At 63.3% G+C, this 20201-nt stretch carries 16 protein-coding genes; 13 read left to right on the forward strand and 3 right to left on the reverse strand.

All coding sequences use genetic code 11. The features are described 5' to 3' along the window. Window positions 1-46: 46 nt before the first annotated feature. From mreD to AT302_RS00930, 3 genes are all read right to left on the reverse strand, one after another. Window positions 47-559: a rod shape-determining protein MreD gene (mreD, locus tag AT302_RS00920; protein ID WP_058376794.1), complete on the reverse strand. Its 513-nt coding sequence runs from the start codon at window positions 557-559 to the stop codon at window positions 47-49. Between the two features lie 9 nt (window positions 560-568). Beyond that, complete coding sequence (gene mreC / locus AT302_RS00925) at window positions 569-1537, reverse strand: rod shape-determining protein MreC (protein WP_058376795.1); 969 nt, start codon at window positions 1535-1537, stop codon at window positions 569-571. 184 nt (window positions 1538-1721) lie between these two features. Beyond that, window positions 1722-2765 carry a rod shape-determining protein gene (locus AT302_RS00930; RefSeq protein ID WP_010805637.1) on the reverse strand — a complete coding sequence of 348 codons (1044 nt, stop codon included), beginning with the start codon at window positions 2763-2765 and terminating at the stop codon, window positions 1722-1724. Between the two features lie 549 nt (window positions 2766-3314). Here AT302_RS00930 and gatC point away from each other — a divergent pair. The 13 genes from gatC (at window position 3315) to AT302_RS00995 (ending at window position 20179) form a co-directional block, all read left to right on the forward strand. Continuing rightward, window positions 3315-3614, forward strand: coding sequence for an Asp-tRNA(Asn)/Glu-tRNA(Gln) amidotransferase subunit GatC (gene gatC, locus AT302_RS00935; RefSeq protein ID WP_058376796.1), 300 nt, complete (start codon window positions 3315-3317; stop codon window positions 3612-3614). A gap of 117 nt (window positions 3615-3731) precedes the next feature. Next, window positions 3732-5222: an Asp-tRNA(Asn)/Glu-tRNA(Gln) amidotransferase subunit GatA gene (gene gatA / locus AT302_RS00940; protein WP_157125647.1), complete on the forward strand. Its 1491-nt coding sequence runs from the start codon at window positions 3732-3734 to the stop codon at window positions 5220-5222. A gap of 74 nt (window positions 5223-5296) precedes the next feature. Then, window positions 5297-5758 carry a hypothetical protein gene (locus AT302_RS00945; RefSeq protein WP_058380012.1) on the forward strand — a complete coding sequence of 154 codons (462 nt, stop codon included), beginning with the start codon at window positions 5297-5299 and terminating at the stop codon, window positions 5756-5758. Between the two features lie 118 nt (window positions 5759-5876). Next, window positions 5877-7349 (forward strand): Asp-tRNA(Asn)/Glu-tRNA(Gln) amidotransferase subunit GatB, encoded by a 1473-nt coding sequence (gene gatB, locus AT302_RS00950; RefSeq protein WP_058376797.1) that lies wholly within the window; start codon window positions 5877-5879, stop codon window positions 7347-7349. Window positions 7350-7596: 247 nt separating this feature from the next. After that, a complete protein-coding gene (locus AT302_RS00955; RefSeq protein WP_058376798.1) occupies window positions 7597-8403 on the forward strand; it encodes a polyphosphate kinase 2 family protein in 807 nt (268 codons plus the stop codon). Window positions 8404-8615: 212 nt separating this feature from the next. Next, complete coding sequence (locus tag AT302_RS00960; protein ID WP_064675015.1) at window positions 8616-10052, forward strand: efflux RND transporter periplasmic adaptor subunit; 1437 nt, start codon at window positions 8616-8618, stop codon at window positions 10050-10052. Continuing rightward, a complete protein-coding gene (locus AT302_RS00965; protein WP_084655960.1) occupies window positions 10049-13204 on the forward strand; it encodes an efflux RND transporter permease subunit in 3156 nt (1051 codons plus the stop codon). The genes AT302_RS00960 and AT302_RS00965 overlap by 4 nt, the downstream gene beginning before the upstream one ends. A 526-nt stretch (window positions 13205-13730) precedes the next feature. Beyond that, window positions 13731-14357: a type II secretion system protein gene (locus tag AT302_RS00970; protein ID WP_167365766.1), complete on the forward strand. Its 627-nt coding sequence runs from the start codon at window positions 13731-13733 to the stop codon at window positions 14355-14357. 315 nt (window positions 14358-14672) lie between these two features. Continuing rightward, window positions 14673-14912 (forward strand): toxin co-regulated pilus biosynthesis Q family protein, encoded by a 240-nt coding sequence (locus tag AT302_RS27795; RefSeq protein ID WP_058376800.1) that lies wholly within the window; start codon window positions 14673-14675, stop codon window positions 14910-14912. A gap of 50 nt (window positions 14913-14962) precedes the next feature. Continuing rightward, window positions 14963-16723: a secretin N-terminal domain-containing protein gene (locus AT302_RS00980; RefSeq protein WP_157125648.1), complete on the forward strand. Its 1761-nt coding sequence runs from the start codon at window positions 14963-14965 to the stop codon at window positions 16721-16723. 1 nt (window position 16724) lies between these two features. After that, the gene (gene pilO2, locus AT302_RS00985; RefSeq protein WP_058376802.1) at window positions 16725-18023 is read left to right on the forward strand and encodes a type 4b pilus protein PilO2; all 1299 of its coding nucleotides are present in this window, start codon (window positions 16725-16727) and stop codon (window positions 18021-18023) included. Beyond that, window positions 18013-18471 (forward strand): hypothetical protein, encoded by a 459-nt coding sequence (locus AT302_RS27800; RefSeq protein WP_167365767.1) that lies wholly within the window; start codon window positions 18013-18015, stop codon window positions 18469-18471. Before pilO2 ends, AT302_RS27800 begins: the two co-directional genes overlap by 11 nt. Beyond that, complete coding sequence (locus tag AT302_RS00995) at window positions 18455-20179, forward strand: GspE/PulE family protein (RefSeq protein ID WP_058376804.1); 1725 nt, start codon at window positions 18455-18457, stop codon at window positions 20177-20179. The genes AT302_RS27800 and AT302_RS00995 overlap by 17 nt, the downstream gene beginning before the upstream one ends. Window positions 20180-20201: the final 22 nt, after the last annotated feature.

A 20201-nucleotide genomic window follows, 5' to 3' on the forward strand; every position in this document is an offset into this window, starting at 1 on the left:
GGGTACGGGCGGGCCATGGTGGTGCGATCGTTCGGGTGGCGGCCCATCAGATCGGACGCGTGTCGTCGCGGTCGACGGCGCGCTTCTGAGGCGCCAGCAGCAGGATACTGATCACGGGCCAGAGCAGCGCTTCGACGAAGCTGGCGGCCAGCGGCCACCATCCCGGAAACGCAGCACCCGTGGCGAGCCGGATGATGAACGGCACCACGTGGGCAAGTAACAGCAACGGCAAGACAGTCAACGCCTGGCCGAGCAGCGTGAAAAACAGCACCCGGCGGTGGATCATGATAGCGCCGTACGACAGCAGCGTGTAAGCGAGCGCATGCTCACCCAGCAAGCCGGCGTTGTGCACGTCCATGAGCAGGCCGACGAGGAACGCCACGCCCATGCCGACCTTGCGCGGCTGGTGGATGTTCCAGAACATCAGCACCAGCGCGACGAAGTCGGGCATGGCGGGGGCGTGGCCCCACGGCATCAGGTTGACCAGAAACGCCACCACGAGACTGAGCGCGATGAAGTACGGATTGACCGGCAGCAGGATGTATTGCGGTCGTGGCATGTCGATTCCTTAATGGCCTTTCTTGACGGCCGGCGCGCGCTTCGGGTCGGCTCGCGTGGCGCCCTTTTGGCCGGGCTTTTCACCGCTGGCCGACGGATCGGAGGCGCGCGCGAGATCGGCGGCGGCGTCCGGATGCAGGGCGAGCGGCGTGGTGTATTGCAGGACCAGCACCTGGCGCTGGCTGCGAAGGTTGGCGACCGGCTGGCACAAGATGCGCGCGAAGGCGGTGTCCGAGACGCGATCGACCTTGGTGATGCGCGCCACGGGCAGACCGGCCGGGTAGATGCCGTCCAGACCGCTGGTGGCGATCTCGTCGCCGACCTTCACGTCCGCCGACAGCGGGATGAAGCGCAGGTCGAGCACGTCGCCGCGCAGGCCGCCATAAATCACGCTGTGCACGCCGCTACGGGTGACCTGCACGGGCACGGCCTGTTCTTTGTCGGTCAGCAGCGTCACTTCGCTTTGGAGCAGGAACACCCGCGAGACCTGACCGAGCAGGCCCTGCTCGGTGACGACCGGCGCGCCAAGCTTCACGCCATGCTTCGTGCCGCGATCGATGACCACGCGCTGCGTGAACGGGTCGCGCGTGTCGTATTCGATTTCGGCGGGAATGCTGGGCACCGGCAGGCGCTCGCGCAGCGTGAGCAACTGGCGCAAATGTTCGTTCTCGGCGACGAGCTGATTGTTGCGCTGGGCTTGTACCGCGAGCTCGAGGTTTTTCTCGCGCAGTGTGCCGTTCTCGGTCGTGAGCTGGTTTTCCGTCGAGAAGAAGCCTGCGACGTTCAGGATGGCATCGCGCGGCAGCAGCATCATGCGCTGCACGGGATAGAGGGCGGTACCGACGACAGTGCGCACTCGCTCAAGCGTGTTGTAGTGCGAGTCGACCACGAGCAGGCCGATGGCGAGCGCGACAAAACAGATCAGCCGGGCCAACGCCGACGGACCCTGTTTGAACAGTGGCGGCGGACTGTACTGCATGGTGGGCCCTTCAGGGGAGCACGCGCAGCAAGGCGCTGCGGTGCGCGAATGGTGTCAGTCGGGCGCGACCGGGCGGCATGGCAATGCCCCCCGTGCGCGTATGAGTGCAGCGTAGCCCGTCCGGTCTGGCGGGGTGTGGATGGTGTTGCCCCACCGCGCCGGACGACGGACCACGCACGTTGGCTTACTCGTAGGAGAAGATGCTGCCGAGCTTGTCCATACGCTCGAGCGCCATGCCCGAGCCACGCACCACGCACGTGAGCGGGTCTTCGGCGACGAGCACCGGCAGACCGGTTTCTTCGGCGAGCAGGCGATCCAGATCACGCAGCAGTGCGCCACCGCCCGTGAGCATCATGCCGCGCTCGGCGATGTCGGCGCCCAGTTCCGGCGGCGTCTGTTCGAGAGCGATCTTCACCGACGACACGATCTGGTTCAGCGGATCGGTCAGGGCTTCGAGAATTTCGTTGCTGGAAATCGTGAAGGCGCGCGGAATGCCTTCCGACAGGTTGCGGCCCTTGACTTCCATTTCCTTGACTTCCGAACCCGGGAAGGCCGAACCGATCTCTTTCTTGATCGCTTCTGCCGTTTGTTCGCCGATCAGCATGCCGTAGTTGCGACGGATGTAATTGACGATGGCTTCGTCGAACTTGTCGCCACCGACGCGGACCGAGCCCTTGTAGACGATGCCGCCCAGCGAGATCACGCCGACTTCGGTCGTGCCGCCGCCGATGTCGACGACCATCGAGCCCGTGGCTTCCGAGACCGGCAGGCCGGCACCGATGGCGGCAGCCATCGGCTCTTCAATGAGATACACCTGCGAGGCGCCGGCACCGTGTGCGGCTTCCTTGATGGCGCGGCGCTCGACTTGGGTCGAACCGCACGGTACGCAAATGATGATGCGGGGCGAAGGCGAGAACAGGCGCGATTCGTGCGCCATCTTGATGAACTGCTTGATCATCTGTTCAGTGACCGTGAAGTCGGCGATAACGCCATCCTTCATCGGGCGGATCGCCTCGATGTTGCCCGGTACTTTGCCAAGCATCTGCTTGGCTTCCTTACCGACGGCCTGAATCGTCTTCTTACCGCTCGGACCACCTTCCTGACGAATAGCAACGACTGACGGTTCGTCGAGGACGACGCCCTTGCCGCGCATATAGATCAGAGTGTTTGCCGTGCCGAGGTCGATGGCCAGGTCGTTGGAGAAATAGCTGCGAAGAAAACCGAACATGCAAAATCCTGTGTTTGCGTGAGACCGCCCCAAGGGATGTGACTGGGACGGCTGCCTGTCATCTGGGTTCCGGACTGTTCGCAAAAAAAACGCCAGGCGCCACGCGGCGGCTCGCGAATCGTGCGGACAAACCGAGGAATGCTGTGCCGGCAGGAGGCGGGGCTGCCTTCGTAAATTCGTCGCGTCAGGGTCATCCACTGGACTGCGCGATCGTCTGTCACGCCCCCCGGACTTGCCGTGGCCCACCTGCGCGACAGCGGCGAAGGGTGCAAAAACACGCTTCGACGCAAATTTAATGCGCAATGATACCTTATAATTTCGCAGGTTTTGCAGGAAAAACGAGCACGTTGACACCACATTCGGCTCCCCCGGCCCTCGCGCCGAAAGCCCCGTGGCACGGCGTGCCAGCCCTCCTGCGCAGCCCGGTGCACGGAGTAAAACCGCGCGTGATCGCCAAAGCGAGCGCGCATTCTCCGCATCCTGTCCCTAATTTCGGCGTCAGGCCTGCATTCGGCTGCTCTCCAATGCGCATTTTTTCGGGATTTCTTCATGGCTTTGAATCTCTCCGACGTCAAACGCATCGCCCATCTCGCACGTCTGGAGCTGGCGGATGACGAGGCGGCTCACATGGAAAAGGAGCTCAACGGCTTCTTCGCGCTCGTCGAGCAGATGCAATCGGTCGACACGACAGGCGTCGCTCCCCTCGCGCATCCCATCGAGCAAATTCAAGCAGTTGCCCAACGACTGCGTACCGATGCCGTGACCGAAGTGGTCGATCGCGACGCGAATCAGCGCCCGGCACCTGCGGTTCAGGACGGCCTTTATCTGGTGCCGAAGGTTATCGAGTGACGATCGCCGCGCGCCGGTGCGCCGGGTAGCCCGGTCACCGCGCGACACGTTGCGGCGCGCTGGCGCTATCCACCCATCGTGCCCCGTCACTCCCTCATGTGCTCTATTGCCGCCACCATGGAACAAGATCTGATTCATTTGCAGGACCTGCGCGCTGCGCTCGACGCCAAGCGCGTGTCGAGCGTCGAGCTCACGCAACACTATCTGTCGCGCATCGCCGACGCCGCTGACCTCAATGCCTTCGTGCAGGTCGACGCCGAAGCCAGCCTCGCGCAGGCCCGTGCCGCCGACGCGCGCATTGCCGCCGGCGAGGGTGCCAACCGTCCGCTGCTCGGTATTCCCGTGGCGCACAAGGACGTGTTCGTCACGCGCGGCTGGCGCAGTACCGCCGGTTCGCGCATGCTCGAAAACTACGTCAGCCCGTACGACGCGGCCGTGGTTGAGCGTCTGCTCGATGCCGGCATGGTCACGCTCGGCAAGACCAATATGGACGAGTTCGCGATGGGTTCGTCGAACGAAAACTCGTACTTCGGTCCGGTGAAAAACCCGTGGGACAAGCGCGCCGTCCCCGGCGGTTCGTCGGGTGGTTCGGCGGCGGCCGTCGCGGCACGCCTCGCGCCCGTGGCCACGGGTACGGACACCGGCGGCTCGATTCGCCAGCCGGCCGCGTTCTGCGGTGTGACCGGCATCAAGCCGACGTACGGCCGCGTGTCGCGCTACGGCATGATTGCCTTCGCGTCGTCGCTCGATCAGGGCGGCCCGTTCGGCCATAGCGCGGCAGACTGCGCGTGGATGTTGAACGGCATGGCCGGTTTCGACGCGCGCGATTCCACCAGTCTGGAGCGTGCCGACGAGGACTTCGCCCGGGGTCTGGGCAAGCCGCTTGACGGTGCCACGGCCGACAAGCCGCTCGCCGGTCTGCGCATCGGTCTGCCGGCGGAATACTTCGGTGAAGGGCTCGACGCCGACGTGCGCGACGCCATCGACAACGCGCTGGTCGAATTCGAGAAGCTCGGTGCCGTGCGCGTGCCGGTGACGCTGCCGAAGACCGAGCTGTCGATCCCCGTTTATTACGTGCTGGCTCCGGCCGAAGCGTCGTCGAACCTGTCGCGCTTCGATGGCGTGCGTTTTGGCCATCGCGCGGCCGAGTACGGCGATCTGCTCGACATGTACAAGAAGTCGCGTGCCGAAGGTTTCGGCACCGAAGTGAAGCGCCGCATTCTGGTGGGCGCGTATGTGCTGTCGCATGGCTACTACGACGCGTATTACCTGCAAGCGCAGAAGATTCGCCGCCTGATCGCGCAGGACTTCCAGAACGCGTTTGCCCAGTGCGACGTGATCATGGGCCCGGTGGCGCCGTCGGTCGCATGGAACCTCGGCGAGAAGAGCGCCGACCCGGTGCAGATGTATCTGGCCGATATCTACACGCTGTCGGTGAGTCTGGCCGGTCTGCCGGGCATGAGCCTGCCGGTGGGACAGGGCCGCGAATCGCGTCCGGTCGGCCTGCAAATGATCGGTAACTACTTCGACGAAGCCCGCCTGCTGCAAGTGGCCGACGCGTTCCAGCGCGCGACCGACTGGCACAAGCGCGCGCCGGCGGGCGTATAACGATGGCCCGCCAGCGCGTTGTGACTTCGCCCCTCGCCCGCACTGCCGGCGACCGTGCGCGTCCCGCTGCCACGATGCAGCGCGTGGGCCGTCTGGCGGCACTGGCCGGATTGGCCGCGACCGTGCTCACGCTCGCGTCGTGTAGTCTGCCGTTCAGCCGCCCTACGCCAATTGCGTACCGAGAAATCAATCTGTCGGGCTATTGCTCGCAGACGGATGAAGACGGTTTTCGCGAGCAGGCGACGTTGAAGGTGTCGGCCAATCAGGTGCAGGCACTCGACTGGCGTTTGTGGGTGGGTAAGCGCGGCAGTTGCCACTTCAATCTGGCGGATTTTCATCAGACGCAGTCGCGCCCGAGTATCGAGTTGCGCGCGAACAGCGGCAGTTGCAAGCTGCTGATCTGGCAAGACCCGGGCAACGTGACGATCGGTCATGCGAACTGCGAGGCGTATTGCACGCCGGGCGTCTATGAGAACGCGTGGCCCGTGAGCTTCGATCCGCGCTCGGGCATTTGCGCGGCAGGCACGCGCCGGTAATTTGACGAACAGGCGGGTACGTTTGCCGGAGACATCGCACAACGCGATACCGGTGACGAATCCGCAGCAACGGCAGGGCGAGCGCGCCGTGCCGACAAGTTGAGACAGGGTGAACCTTATGCAATGGGAAGTCGTTATTGGTCTGGAGACGCACGCACAGCTCTCCACCGCTTCCAAGATTTTCTCGGGCGCATCGACGCAATTCGGTGCCGCCCCCAACACGCAGGCGTGTCCGGTGGACCTGGCGCTGCCGGGTGTGCTGCCCGTGCTCAATCGCGGCGCCGTCGAGCGTGCGATCGAGTTCGGTCTCGCCATCGGGTCGACCATTGCGCCGCGCAGCATCTTCGCGCGCAAGAATTACTTCTACCCCGATCTGCCAAAGGGCTACCAGATCAGCCAGTACGAGATTCCGGTGGTGCAGGGCGGCTCGCTGAAGATTCAGGTCGAAGCCGATGCCCGCACGGGGCGTGAAGCCTACGAGAAGGTGGTGACGCTCACGCGTGCTCACCTGGAAGAAGACGCGGGCAAGTCGCTGCACGAAGACTTCGCAGGCATGACGGGCATCGACCTGAACCGCGCCGGTACGCCGTTGCTGGAAATCGTGACCGAGCCGGAAATGCGCAGCGCAGCGGAAGCCGTGGCGTACGCCAAGGCGCTGCACGGTCTGGTGGTGTGGCTGGGTATTTGCGACGGTAACATGCAGGAAGGCTCGTTCCGCTGCGACGCCAACGTGTCGGTGCGCCCGGTCGGTCAGAAGGAATTCGGCACGCGCGCTGAGATCAAGAACCTGAACTCGTTCCGGTTCCTCGAAGAGGCAATTCTGTACGAAGTGCGCCGTCAGATCGAGCTGATCGAAGATGGCGGCAAGGTCGTGCAGGAAACGCGTCTGTATGACCCGGACAAGAAGGAAACGCGCTCGATGCGCAGCAAGGAAGATGCGCACGACTATCGCTACTTCCCGGACCCGGACCTGATGCCGCTCGTGATCGATGCCGAATGGATCGAGCGCGTGCGTGCCGGGCTGCCTGAACTGCCGGCCGGCATGCAGGTGCGCTTTGTCGAGCAATACGGCCTGTCGGAATACGACGCCGCCGTGCTCACGCAGTCGAAGGCGCAGGCGGGTTACTTCGAAGCCGTGGTGGCCAAGGCCGGTGCGGCCAGCGCCAAGCCGGCGGCGAACTGGATCATGGGCGAGCTGTCGTCGCTGCTCAACCGCGAAGACATCGGTATCGACGCCAGCCCGGTCTCGGCCGCGCAGTTGGCCGGTCTGCTGGCACGTATCGCCGACAACACGATTTCGAACAAGATCGCCAAGGAAGTCTTCCAACTGATGTGGGAAGAGCGCGCCACCGACGACGGTGCTGCCGATCGCCTCATCGAAGCGAAGGGCCTGAAGCAGATCACCGACACCGGCGCGATCGAGAAGATCATCGACGAAGTGCTGGCCGCCAACGCCAAGTCGGTCGAGGAATTCCGGGCCGGTAAGGAAAAGGCGTTCAACGCGCTGGTCGGTCAGGCGATGAAGGCCACCAAGGGCAAGGCCAACCCGGCGCAAGTCAACGAACTGCTCAAGAAGAAGCTGGGCGCCTGAATGAGCGCCTGAATGAGCGCCTGAATGAGCGCCTAAGGTTCAGCGCATCACGCCAAAAGCGCGGCAGCCGGTACGGTGCCGCGCTTTTGCGTTTGCGGACGGCGCTCCCGCGTCCTGCTCGCACTCCCCGGCCTTATCTGCCCGCGTGATTCGCTTATATCGGGCTTTTTTTCTCCCCCCCGCAATTTGCGCGATACTGCCACTCTGGCGCCCCGAAGGGCGTGCGCTTGTCACGAAGGAGTTGGCGATGTTCGAGAAATACCGCGTACCGTTTGGCAAGAAGCTCGACCTGTCGGACTACGATCCGGCCGACAAACCGTTCTCGGGCGATAGCAAAGACGACGACAAGGAGCGGTTGGCCGAGCTGGCCGCGAAGCTCGACGAGTTGCAGACCATCCTGCACGCCAACAGCAAGCACCGGGTGCTGCTCGTGCTGCAAGGCATGGACACCAGCGGCAAGGACGGCACCATTCGCGCCGTGTTCCAGAACGTGGACCCGCTGGGCATTCGCGTGGCCAACTTCAAGTCGCCCACACCGATCGAGCTGGCGCGCGACTTTCTGTGGCGCGTGCACATGGTGGTGCCCGCTGCGGGCGAGCTGGCCATCTTCAATCGCAGCCACTACGAAGACGTGCTGATCACGCGCGTGCACGACTGGATCGATGCCGACGAGTGCAAGCGCCGCTACACCCACATCAACAATTTCGAACAACTGCTGGTCGACAACAACACGACCATCATCAAGTGCTTCCTGCACATCTCGAACGAGGAGCAGCGCAAGCGCTTGCAAGAGCGTATCGACGACCCGAACAAGCACTGGAAATTCGAGCTGGGCGACCTCAAGGAACGCAGCTTCTGGCCGCAATACACCAAGGCGTACGAAGCCGCTTTATCGGCGACCTCGACGGAAAATGCGCCGTGGTATATCGTGCCTTCCGACTCGAAACGTCACCGTAATCTGATGGTGGCAGAGTTGCTGGTGCAAGCACTGACTGACCTCAAGTTGTCCTATCCACCGGCAAGACCCGAATTGACGGGCATGAAGGTGGAATGAAACCTTGCAGGGTCCGGGGCGAATAGCAAAACAAGGGGTGTTGAGGTGACGTGAGCGGCCGTGGGAAACCACGGCCGTTTTAATAGAAGAAACCGGCGCAGCCGGACGGGCGGGGGCCTGTCGTGCTGAATGGGCGTATCGGACCTGTCGAATTGATCGAATAGATCGAACAGGGCGAACGGATCGCGCCGCATGGGGAAACGGGGAAGAAGATGAGTGACGAGAACGCCCGCCGGCCATTGCCGGTGGCGGGGGACAAGGCTGCCGCCCATCAACAGCAGGCCGGCCACGGCGCGGCCACGGCAAGCGAAACGGCTTCGGACGGCAAATCGGGTAACAACTCGGGTAACAAATCGGGTAACAAGCGCCCCCGCCGTTGGGTGGTCGCCGTACTGGCGGTCGCAGTGGTGGCAGGGGCCGGTATGTGGCTGCGTTCGCGCGGGGCCGAGAAGCCGGTCAAGGCGGCGTTGGCCCCATCGGTGACGGCGGCCACGGTCGACGTACGTGACGTGCCTGTGCGGCTGGTGGCAAACGGGACGGTCACCGCGCGGCAGACCATCGAAGTGCGTCCGCAGATCTCCAGCATCATCCGTCAGGTGCATATCAAGGAAGGCGACTTCGTCAAAGCGGGGCAACTGCTGTTCTCGCTCGACGCACGCATGGACGAGGCCAACCTCAAGAAGGTACAGGCACAACTCACCAAAGACGAAGCCGATCTCGCCAACGCACGCCGCACGCTGGCGCGCACGAAGCAGTTGATCGCTGAGCACTTCGTCTCGCAAAGCGCGCTCGATACGGCGCAGAGCGGCGTAGACAGCCTCACCGCGCAGGTCGCGGCCGACCGTGCGGCCATCTCGGCCAGTCAGGTCGCGGTCGACTACAACCAGATTCGCGCCGGTATCGACGGCCGCACCGGGGCCATCAACGTGCATCCGGGCAGTCTCGTGACGCCGGGCGGCGCGGCGCTCGTGACCATTACCCAACTCGATCCGATCGACATCAGCTTCACGCTGCCGGAAGGCGCACTGGCCGAGTTGCAGGCGGCGCGTGCCGGTGGCCCGGTGGCGGTCACCGCCACGCTGGGCACGACGGGGATGACGGCGACGGGCCAACTCAGCTTCATCGATAACGCGGTGGACTCGCAGACCGGCACGATTCGCCTGAAGGCGGCATACGACAATCGCGACGCGAAGTTGTGGCCGGGGATGTATCTGAACATCGCCGTGATCGGCCGCATTCTGAAGCAGGCCAGCGTAGTGCCGCCGCAAGCGGTGCAGACCGGCCCGGACGGCAAGTTCGTCTACGTGATTGGCGCAGACGGGAAGGTGAGCGCCAAGCCGGTGAAGGTCGGCTATGTGGAAGCGAAGCTCGCGGTCGTCGAAGGCGTGCCCGCAGGCGTACGCGTCGTGCAGGAGGGCGCGGAGAATCTGCGGCCCGGTAACAAGGTGACGGTGGTCGCCTCGCGCGAAGGGGGCGAAGCGACGCCGCAGACGACGCCGGCGAAGGACGCGACGAAGGCCGCCGCTGCCGGTGGCGAAGCCGCGAGCGCCAAAGCGAACAAGGCTGCAACCGATGCGGCAACCGCCACGTCCACCGAAGTGCATACCGCTGACGCTGCTGACGCCACCTCGCCGAAGAGCACGCCATGAACCTCTCCGAACTATGTATCCGTCGGCCGGTGATGACGATTCTGCTGTGTGTGGCAGCGGTCGTCGCTGGGTTGATCGCTTACGGACAGATTCCGATCTCTGCCCTGCCGAGCTACAACTCGCCGGTGATTCAGGTCACGGCGACGCTGCCCGGGGCGAGTCCGGAGACCATGGCGGCGTCGGTTGCGGCGCCCATGGAAAAGCAGTTCTCGACGATTGCGGGCGTCGCGGTCATCAGCTCGACCAATACGCAGGGCACCACCTCGATCATCATCGAGTTCGATAGCGACCGCGATATCGACGCGGCCGCCGTCGACGTGCAGGCCGCGCTCTTCCGCGCGCAGCGCAAGCTGCCAGTGGAGATGACCACGCCACCGTCATATCGAAAGGTGAATCCGGCCGACGCGCCAATTCTCTTCCTCGCGATGAATTCGCCGTCGATGTCGCTGGCCGAACTCGACGATTACGCCGAAAACCTCGTTTCACCCACGCTCTCCACGCTGCCCGGCGTGGCGCAGGTGCTGATCTTCGGGCAGAAGCGCTTCGCGGTACGCGTGAAGGCGCGACCCGATGCGCTGGCCGCCCGCAAGCTCACGCTCGACGACGTGGCCCGTGCGCTGGCCTCGGCCAACGCGAACAGCCCCGTCGGTACGCTCGACGGCAGCCGCCAGACGCTGACCATCGAAGCCAACCGCCAGATGACCAAGGCCGACCAGTTCGCGAACCTGATCATCGCGAGCGTGAACGGCAGCCCGGTCTATCTGCGCGACGTGGCCGAAGTGCAAGACAGCGTCGAATCGGTGAAGACCGGCAGTTGGGTCAATGGCGAGCGCTCAATCGTGCTGGCCGTGCTGCGCCAGCCGAACGCGAACACGGTGGCAACCGTCGATCAGGTGAAGGCGGCGCTGCCGCGTCTGGCCGAGCAGATGCCGCAGTCGATTCAGGTCAAGCTGCTCAACGACCGTTCGGTGTCGATTCGCGAATCGATCGACGACGTGCAGTTCACGCTGGGGCTCACGGTGATTCTGGTCACGCTCGTGATCTTCCTGTTCCTGCGCCGGATGGCTGCCACGATGATCCCGGTGATGTCGCTGCCGGTATCGTTGATTGGCACCGTCGCGCTCATGAAAGGCATGGGGTACTCCATCGACAACATCTCGCTGCTGGGTATCACGCTGGCGGTGGGGCTGGTGGTGGACGACGCCATCGTGATGCTCGAGAACATCGTGCGCCACATCGAGAACGGCGTGCCACCGCTGCGTGCCGCACTCGTCGGCTCGCGCGAAATGGGTTTCACGATTCTGTCGATCTCGATTTCGCTGGTGGCCGTGTTCATCCCGATCTTCTTCATGCCGGGCGTGATCGGGCTCATGTTCCACGAGTTCGCGGTGGTGGTGTCGCTGGCAATTCTGGTGTCCGCCGCCGTATCGCTCACGCTGATTCCGATGCTGTGCAGCCGGTATCTGAAGCACGAGCAGAGCGAAGGTTTGGGGTTGCGCGCCACGCAATGGTTTGAAGACGGCTTCGTGTGGGTGCAGGACCGCTACGTTCGCAGCGTGGATTGGTGTTTGGCGAATCGCAAGTGGGTGATGGGCGCGGCGGGGGCGACGTTTGTCGCGACCGGGGTGCTGTTCGCCACGATTCCGAAGGGCTTCTTCCCGAGCGAAGACATCGGTCAGATTCAGGTGACGGCCGAAGGTGCGCAGGATATCTCGTTCACGGCGATGTCGACGTTGCTGCGTCAGGCGGGCGACATCATTCGCGCGAATCCCGCTGTGGATACGGCGATCGTGTCGGCCAGTGACAGCAATCAGGGCCGCATGTTCATCAACCTGAAGCCGCACGGCGAGCGCCCGCACATGAGCGAGGTACTCGAGACGCTGCGCCGCGACGTCAAGCAGGTGCCGGGGCTGAACGTGTACTTCAACCCGGTGCAGAACCTGCAACTGGGCGGCAAGCAGAGCAAGAGCCGCTATCAGTACGTGATGCAGAGCGTGAAGCCGGGTGAGATGCAGGTGTGGTCAGACAAGCTGATGAACCTGATGCGCGCCGACCCGATCTTCCGCGACGTGACGACCGATGCGCAGATGAAGGGCCTGCAAGCGCAGCTCACCATCGACCGCGACAAGGCGAACACGCTGGGTGTGGCGATTGGCGACATTCGCAGCGCGTTGTATAGCGCGTTCGGCGAGCGGCAGGTGTCGACGATCTACACGCCGAGCGACAGCTATCAGGTGATTCTGCAAGCGGCGGATAACGACCGTCGCGACGAGGGCGCCTTCGACAAGATCTACGTGCGAGGCAAGGGCGGCGCGCTGGTGCCGCTGTCGGCGGTGGCGACGGTGGAACGCAAAATGGGGCCGGTGTCAGTCAATCACCAAGGCCAGTTGCAGGCAGTCACGCTGTCGTTCAATCTCGCGCCGGGGGCGGCGCTGGGCGATGCGTCGAAGAAGATCGTCGGCTTCCAGCGTCAACTCGGCTTCCCGCCGAGCATCATCACGAGCTGGGGCGGCGATGCGGCGGCGTTTCAGGCGTCGCAGTCGAGTCAGGTGGTGTTGCTGGTGGGCGCGTTGCTCGTGATTTACGTGCTGCTTGGCGTGCTCTACGAGAGCTACATCCACCCGCTCACGATTCTGGCGGGGTTGCCGTCGGCGGCAGTTGGCGCGTTGCTGACGTTGCGGCTGTTCGGCATGGATCTGTCGTTGATCGCGGTGATCGGCATCTTGATGCTGATCGGCATCGTGAAGAAGAACGCCATCATGATGATCGACTTCGCCCTCGACGCGCAGCGCAACGGCGGCATGACGCCCGATCAGGCGATCCGGCAGGCGTGCGCACTGCGCTTCCGGCCCATCATGATGACCACGCTGGCAGCGTTGATGGGTGCACTGCCGATTGCATTGGGCTTGGGGGCGGGCGCGGAATTGCGTCAGCCGCTGGGGCTGGCGGTGGTCGGCGGGTTGTTGTTCTCGCAGGTGATTACGCTGTACATCACGCCGGTGATTTATCTCTATCTCGACCGGTTCGCCGGTAAGGGGCCGCTGGTGCTGCCGGGAGATCGCGCGGCGAACGATGGCGGTGACGATGGCAGCGATGCCGATGCCGGACACGGTGTGGCGCGTGCCGAACGTCATGTGGCCGCAGTGCACTGACGTTCGGAGGTTCGACGCTTGAGGATGGCGGCAGGTGGCGCGACTTTGTCGCGTGATCTGCCGCCATTTTCATTGACGGCGTTGCGGGTTGCCATCGAGCGACGTCGGACATTTCATCAGTCGTGCCAAAACAGGCCACGCAACGTGGCTTGTGAAACCGCTGAATCGCGGCGAAAACGCCTTCCGCTGCGAATACTCGTTCTGCGGTTGGTTCGATTCCTAATGTCGTCGTTTGTGACGTGACGGCTTTTCTTCAGGTCTCTCCTTGCATCGCCTTGATCGGGCGGGAACACGCGCCGATTCAGTTCGCTGCGGCTCAGTGACACCCCCTATCGGAAACCGCGTGTGAATGGGCGTTTTCACGCCGGTGCCGATTGTCAATTTGCTAAAGACGCGGTTCGCACCCGACAACGCGGCGCATTGCCTTCAGGCATAAATCGGCCCTGTCGTTGCGAAGGCGAATTCTGCGGCGCTTCGAATCTTTCCCCTCTCAATAACTTCTGATCTCGGACGAGGACTTATGGCTATGCAAGTGAATGCAGGTGCGCTCGCACAATTCAAAACGAAGATGACCCAGCGCCTGAACAAACGCCGTCAACGCGGCGTGACGCTGGTGGAACTGGCAGTGGCGGTGGCCGTGATGGGTTTGATCATGGCCGGGGCGATGGTGGGGGTGCCGAAGTTAATGGCCAGCGTGAAGATGACTCAGGAGCTGAAGGATTGGCAGATGGCGTCACTTGCGGTGCAGAACGCAGTGGCATCGGGTCGTCTCCTGGCGACTGGTACGGACCAAGACACTGTTGTCGCCTCGGGTGTGATGGACGGCTTTAATCGGAGCGGAGCCAACCTGCTGAATCGGTTCGGCGGTGCCATAACCGTAGTTGGGGTGACCGCAGGTGGGTTCCCATCCAGCGGAATACAGGTGACGTCGTTGGGTTACCCGTCGGAACAGTGCAAAGAGCTTGCGGCGAAGATGATGCCTTCCTTCTCGACACTCACAATCAACGCGGTATCCGTAAAGGCACCGAACATTCCACTGACGCAATCGATGACCCTGGTGAACACTACGTGCGATTCGACGGTAAATCCTGACGACGCCGATCAACCGCTCGACGCGACGAGAGCGGACTTAGTGTTCACTTTCGCTGGTTGAGCTCGGTATTTCTAAATCAAGAACCGGAGGCTAGAGAGCATGAAAGGTCCCAAGCTCGGCTTCGTAGTTCTGCTGGTGCTTACGACAACCGTATCGCCAGCAGTCATGGGGAAAGACGAGACCGAATCGTCCTCGATCGCGACGGCGCTCCCGAGTCACCGGCCCTTGGTTGCGAGCGCAGCCCGCGTGTTGCGGTCTGTTCCTGAGCCAATGGTAGGCATACATGACGAGGGCGAACTAGTCCTTGCGACGTACGTCGCTGAAAGCTCCGTCGAAACTAGCGCGCCCTTAGTTCCAATCGAAAGATCGCTCGTCGTGAGGCCAAGCGACGGCCGCATCTCGCAAGCCATCAAACGCTACGCCGAATCTCACGGCTGGCAACTCGCATGGGAAATCGAGCGCGACTTCCCGATCGAGTATCCGGCGACGTTCACGGGTGACTTCCTCGGCATCATCGAGCAGGTGGTGCTGTCGTTGCAAAACAGCGACGCACCGATTCGCGTGAAAGTTTATGAGGCCAATCGCGTGCTGCGCGTCGTGCACGCCACGCAATAACGTTGGTCGTGCGTCACACGGCAGCCCACTATAAAAAAGACCAGCAACCCATGAGAAAGCGACTCGGCGTATTGTGCGCCATCACGTTACTGGCGGCGTGCGGTACGCCGGGAATGCTCGGCAAGACCGACGCGAACGTCACGCAGGCGCAGCAAGCCGTGCGCTCGGCGCTCGACGCAAAATCCGCTACACCGATTCGCACCATCGAGCACGTCGACGGCGCGTGGCTCGCCAGACATTCCGTGGCGATCGAAGCCACCGAATCCCTCCCTGATTTCTTCAAGCGTAACGTCCGCTTCTCCACCGGGGCGCCGCTAGCCATGTCGGTAGTGCTCGGGCAGATCGCACGCGGCAATGGGCTGACGATTCGCGTCGCGGCAGATGTGTCGTGCGACGACGGCGGCGGTTCGGGGCGAGGCGGCAGCCGTGGCGGCGGGGGATCGTCAAAACTCTTCCAGATGAACTGTACCGACAGCGGCGAGCCCGCCGTGCCGCTGCACTACAACGGCACGTTGTCCGGCCTGCTCGATACCGTCGCGTATCGCTCGGGCACGCACTGGTCGTATCGCGATGGTGTCGTGCAGTTCACTCGCTACGTCACGCGCAGCTTCCAGATCAAGATGATGCCGGGCAGTTCGACGTTCAGCGCTTCGGTAGGCAAGAAATCGGAGATGAAGGCGGATCGCGGCGCGTCGGGCGGCAGCGGCGGCGGTGGGTCGGCCGGTGGCGTCAAACTCGACTTCAATGCCGACGCCAAGGTGACGACGGAATCCAAGCTCGACTACTGGGCCGATCTCGTCAAGACGGTCTCCGACATGCTTTCCGATGGCGGGCGCGTCACGCCGTCGGTGGTCACGAGTTCGCTCGTCGTCACCGACACCGCTGAGGTGATGGAGCGCGTGAAGCGATACATCGACGCCGAGAACGCGGTGCTGGGCCGTCAGGTCAAGCTGCGCGTGCAGGTGTACTCGGTCACGCTGGAAGAAAACTCCGCCGCGGGCATCGACTGGAATCTGGTCTATCAATCGGCGGGTGGTTTGGTCGCGGGGCTCGGTGGCCCGGCGCTCGGTGGCGCGCTCATGGCGCGCAAGGGTGGCCTGAGCGTGAGCAAGATTCCTCGCGGTGTGCTGGCCGGTTCCACGGCTTTCATCAAGGCACTCAGTCAGCAGGGACGTGTGAGCGCCATCATCGACACGACCGTCGTCACGCTGAACAACCAGCCCGCACCGGTTGCCGTGACACAAAATCAGGGCTTCGTCGCGCAGACCAGCATGACGCCCGGAAACTACGGCGGCCAAGCCGTTGTCACCGCAGAGCAGTCGGTGCTGACCACCGGCTTCGTGATGAACTTGCTGCCTACCGTCATGGATAACCGCAGCGTGATGTTGCAGGTGCAGATCGATATGTCCGATCTGAAGAAGCTCGAGAAGATCAATCTGCGCACCGGCAAAGAAGCACCGAGCGGTAGCGACGCTGGCGGCAAGGGCGGCGGAGGTACGAGCGTCAGCGTTGATGGAAAAGATGTGAAGGTTGCCGTCGACGGCGGCAAGGACGAAGACGATAAAGGCCGCCACGACGACGGCCTCGGCACGGGAACCTTCATGCAGCTGCCACTGACGGCATCGATACAGACGATGCAGCGGGCGTCGTTGAAGTCGGGCGACACGCTGGTGCTCAGCGGCTTCCGTCGCAAGGACGACAGCACCGACCGCGACGGCATCTTTGCTTACGAGGGCGGTACGAAAGAAGCGCGTCAGCGGGTGAACGAGGTCGTCATCGTGATCTCGCCGGAACTGACCGAGGGCGTGTGAGATGACGCGCGCACTCTCCAATCATCTCGTCGTCGGCGCGCAGTGGGAGACGCTCATCGGTTTGCAAAAGGAACCGACGGAGATTCGTGGCCTCGCCCGAAGCCGCGACGCGTCGCACTTCGCTGTCGCGGATGACGGCTCCGGCACCCGCACCGTCGGACTCATGTCGCTGCCCGTTGCGCCCAAAGGCGATGCGATGCCCGATCGTTACGCACTCGCCGCCGTGCTGGGGCAGATGGTCGAAGGCGTGAACGTCGCGTTCGTCCATGCCGATCCGGACGACCCTTCGGCGGCGATGTTCGTCACGCTGCGAGACCGGCGACCCGACGTCGACACTGTGTTGCCGCTTGCGCATTTGAAGGCGCGTCTGGCGGGATGGACGGCTGAGGTCGAAGGTCCGGTGAAGATCGCCGGGATGGAACTGCCCGAGCTGCCGCCTCCGGACGTTCCGCTCTCGCTCGATGCCATCGCCGAACACGCGCGTCGCGAGCGGCCTGCCGAGGCGCGGTTGCAGCTAGTGCGCAAGCCGTTACCCGCGCGAGAACTGGCCATCGCTGCCGTGGCACTCCTGATCGTCGCGGGCCTTGGCGGCGCAGGGTGGCTTGGCTGGTCGTGGTACGACGATCTGCAACAGCAGAAACTGGCCGCCGCCAATCGAGTCGATCCGATCGACGCTTACAAGCGCTCGCTCGCACGGGCCATCGCCGCCGAGCCGTTTGCCTTCGGCGCGGATTACGCGCAGCGCGTGCAGTCGGTGGTGCAGGCGCTTCCGGCCAATGCTGGCGGGTGGCGTCCGGCAAGCATCGATTGCAATGCCGCGCGATGCAGCATCGACTGGCGGCGAAAGGAGGGTGGCACGTTCGATCTGCTGCTTTCACAGCGGCCCGACGCGGTGATCGTCGATCTGGACCATGCGAAGGAAGTTGTGGCGATCGCAGACGAACGTCAGGACGCGGACGCCGCCGCCGATGCCGCCGATGCCCGCGTCACGCCGATTCCCCGCAATCAGTTTCTTCGCACGGCAGGCGCGCGTTTGCAGGCATTGGGTGATTACGGCATGGATATCTCGCTCACGATGGCCGAGCCGCTGGTGAAGCCACCGCCTGCGACAGCGGCCGGACAGGACGTGCCGCCGTCCATTGCCAAAGGCGAATGGCAGATGGCCGGTCATCTCGCGTTTCTCGATTCGGTCGCCGGTCTGATGATGCGTGCGGGCAACATGTCCCTGCGTGACGTGAAGATCGACATCAGCGACGGCAAGCCCGTCTTCACCGCTCAAGGCACCTACTATGTCCACTAGATCACGTCATCTCGTCCGGTTAGCGGTGGCCTTCACCGCTTTTCTCGTCGCGCCCGCCACTGCGTCCGCCGAAGAGAATATCGACGCGTTTGCGCGCGCTCACCTCAAGGCGTCGCAAGACGCACAGGAGGATAAAGCGGCCGGCAATGGACCATCGCCGGACGGCATTGCCCCCGATGTGACCAGCAAGCCCGCCCGCGCAGACCTGCCGCCCGAGTTGCTGTTCATACAGGGTGTGGAGAACACCACCGTCGCGTACCTTCGGGTCGACGGTCGCTTCGGTCACACGGTGAAGCGCGGTGATCACGTCGGCGAGTGGCAGGTCGTGAGCATCGGTGACGATTTCGTCGACGTGAAGCGGCATGGCAAGCCCGCGCGTCTGCTGCTGCCTGATGCCTTGGCTGTCAAGCATGCGGCACAGGGGCGGCACGATGGCGACGATCGGTGAACGCCTGCGCGTCGCTTGGGCGCGAGCGAACGGACGCAGCGGCACACGTCCCGTTGCCCGCCCCGTCGCCGACCTGAGATCGGAGGATATCCAGACCTTCGGCTGGCGTCAGGATCTCGGCCTGACACTTGCCGGCGCCGAGCAAGGCTCGCTCGTGCTGGTGGCGATGAAGCCGCGGTTGTTTCTGGTGCTGATCGAGCACACGACCTTCGTGCGCATGCAAGGCTCCGATCTGCTCGAGCGTTTCGATCAGGCGGTGCGCGCCACGCATCGTCTCGATCTTGAAGGCATCTATGTCGGCACCACCGAAGAAATTCTGCTTATGCAGTCGCAGTTGCAGCAGCAGGGCGACGACGATGGCCGTTCCGACGAGCAACGCACCGGGGCTTATCGCAACTTCGATTTGCTCATCGAGAAGGCAGTCGAGGCCGGTACGTCAGACATTCACTTCGAGTTTCGCGACGGGCAGCATGTGAAGGTGCGCATGCGCATTCACGGCAAGCTGCGCGTGACCGGCGACAGCGACCGGCTCTCGCGCGACTATCACGCAATGCTCGACGCGGTGTCCGCCGCGTACAACTCTCGGGCCGATCCGAGCAGCCGCAGTCATAACCACTTCGATGAAGATCAGCATCAAAGCTGCTCGATCCCGCTCTCCATTCGCCAGCGCAAGTATCAGTTGCGGTTCCAGAGCGTGAAGGAGAATCGCGGCGTGGACGTGGTACTGCGCTTGCTGCTCAACGAAGCGGTAGAGGGCGATGTACTCTCGCTCTCGCAGCTTGGCTATTCCGACGATCAGGTCGAAGTGCTCGAAGACGCGGTGCATCGCAGCCCGGGTCTCACGATTATTGCGGGGGAAACCGGGTCGGGGAAGTCCACTACGCTACGCACGCTGATGATGTACGAGCGCGACTCGGGCAAGAAATTCTTCTCCATCGAAGATCCGGTCGAGTACATCCAGCCGCACATGACGCAGATTCCGATTCAGCGCCGCGCCGAAGACGGTGCGGGCGAGTCGGCGTTCGGTGCCGCCGCCAAGGTGTTGTTGCGGGGGGACCCGGACAAGCTCATGCCCGGCGAGATTCGCGATTCGGAGACGGGTTCGTTTGCGAAGTCGATGACGGAGACCGGCCATCAGGTGCTGTCCACGGTGCATGCGTCGAGCGCGTTCGGCATCATCCCCCGTCTCGTCAGTGATGAAATCGGTATGCCGCTGGCTGCTGTCACGTCACCCAACTTTTTGACGGCGATGGTGTATCAGAAGCTGATCCCGGTGCTGTGCGAGCACTGCAAGCTGCCTGCGATCGGAAATCTCGACACGGCGGCGCTCGACGTCATTGCGGCGCTCGGTATCGATGTCACCAACGTTCGCGTGGAAGGGGCGGGCTGCGAACGATGCAAGGGGCGCGGCACCGCAGGGCAAACCGTTGTCGCCGAAGTCTGCGAGTTGACCGATGACATGCTTGATCTGCTGCGCGAGTCGCATTTCTGGGAAGCCGAGCGGCAATGGCGAGCGAGTCACAACGGCGATCTCACCAGTCCGGACATGACGGGAAAGACCGCCATCGAGCACGCGATCTACAAGATGTCGCAGGGGCGCATCGACCCGCGCGACATCGAAGCGTCCTTCTACAAGCTGAAGAAGTATCACCTTCCCCAAGCCACCGCGCCGACGGCTACGACGCCGCGGCGACTCGCGAGTGTGTGAGTCGTCGCGCGCGCTTTCTTCC

Origin of the sequence: Pandoraea norimbergensis, from assembly GCF_001465545.3 — a bacterium.
GTDB lineage: Bacteria > Pseudomonadota > Gammaproteobacteria > Burkholderiales > Burkholderiaceae > Pandoraea > Pandoraea norimbergensis.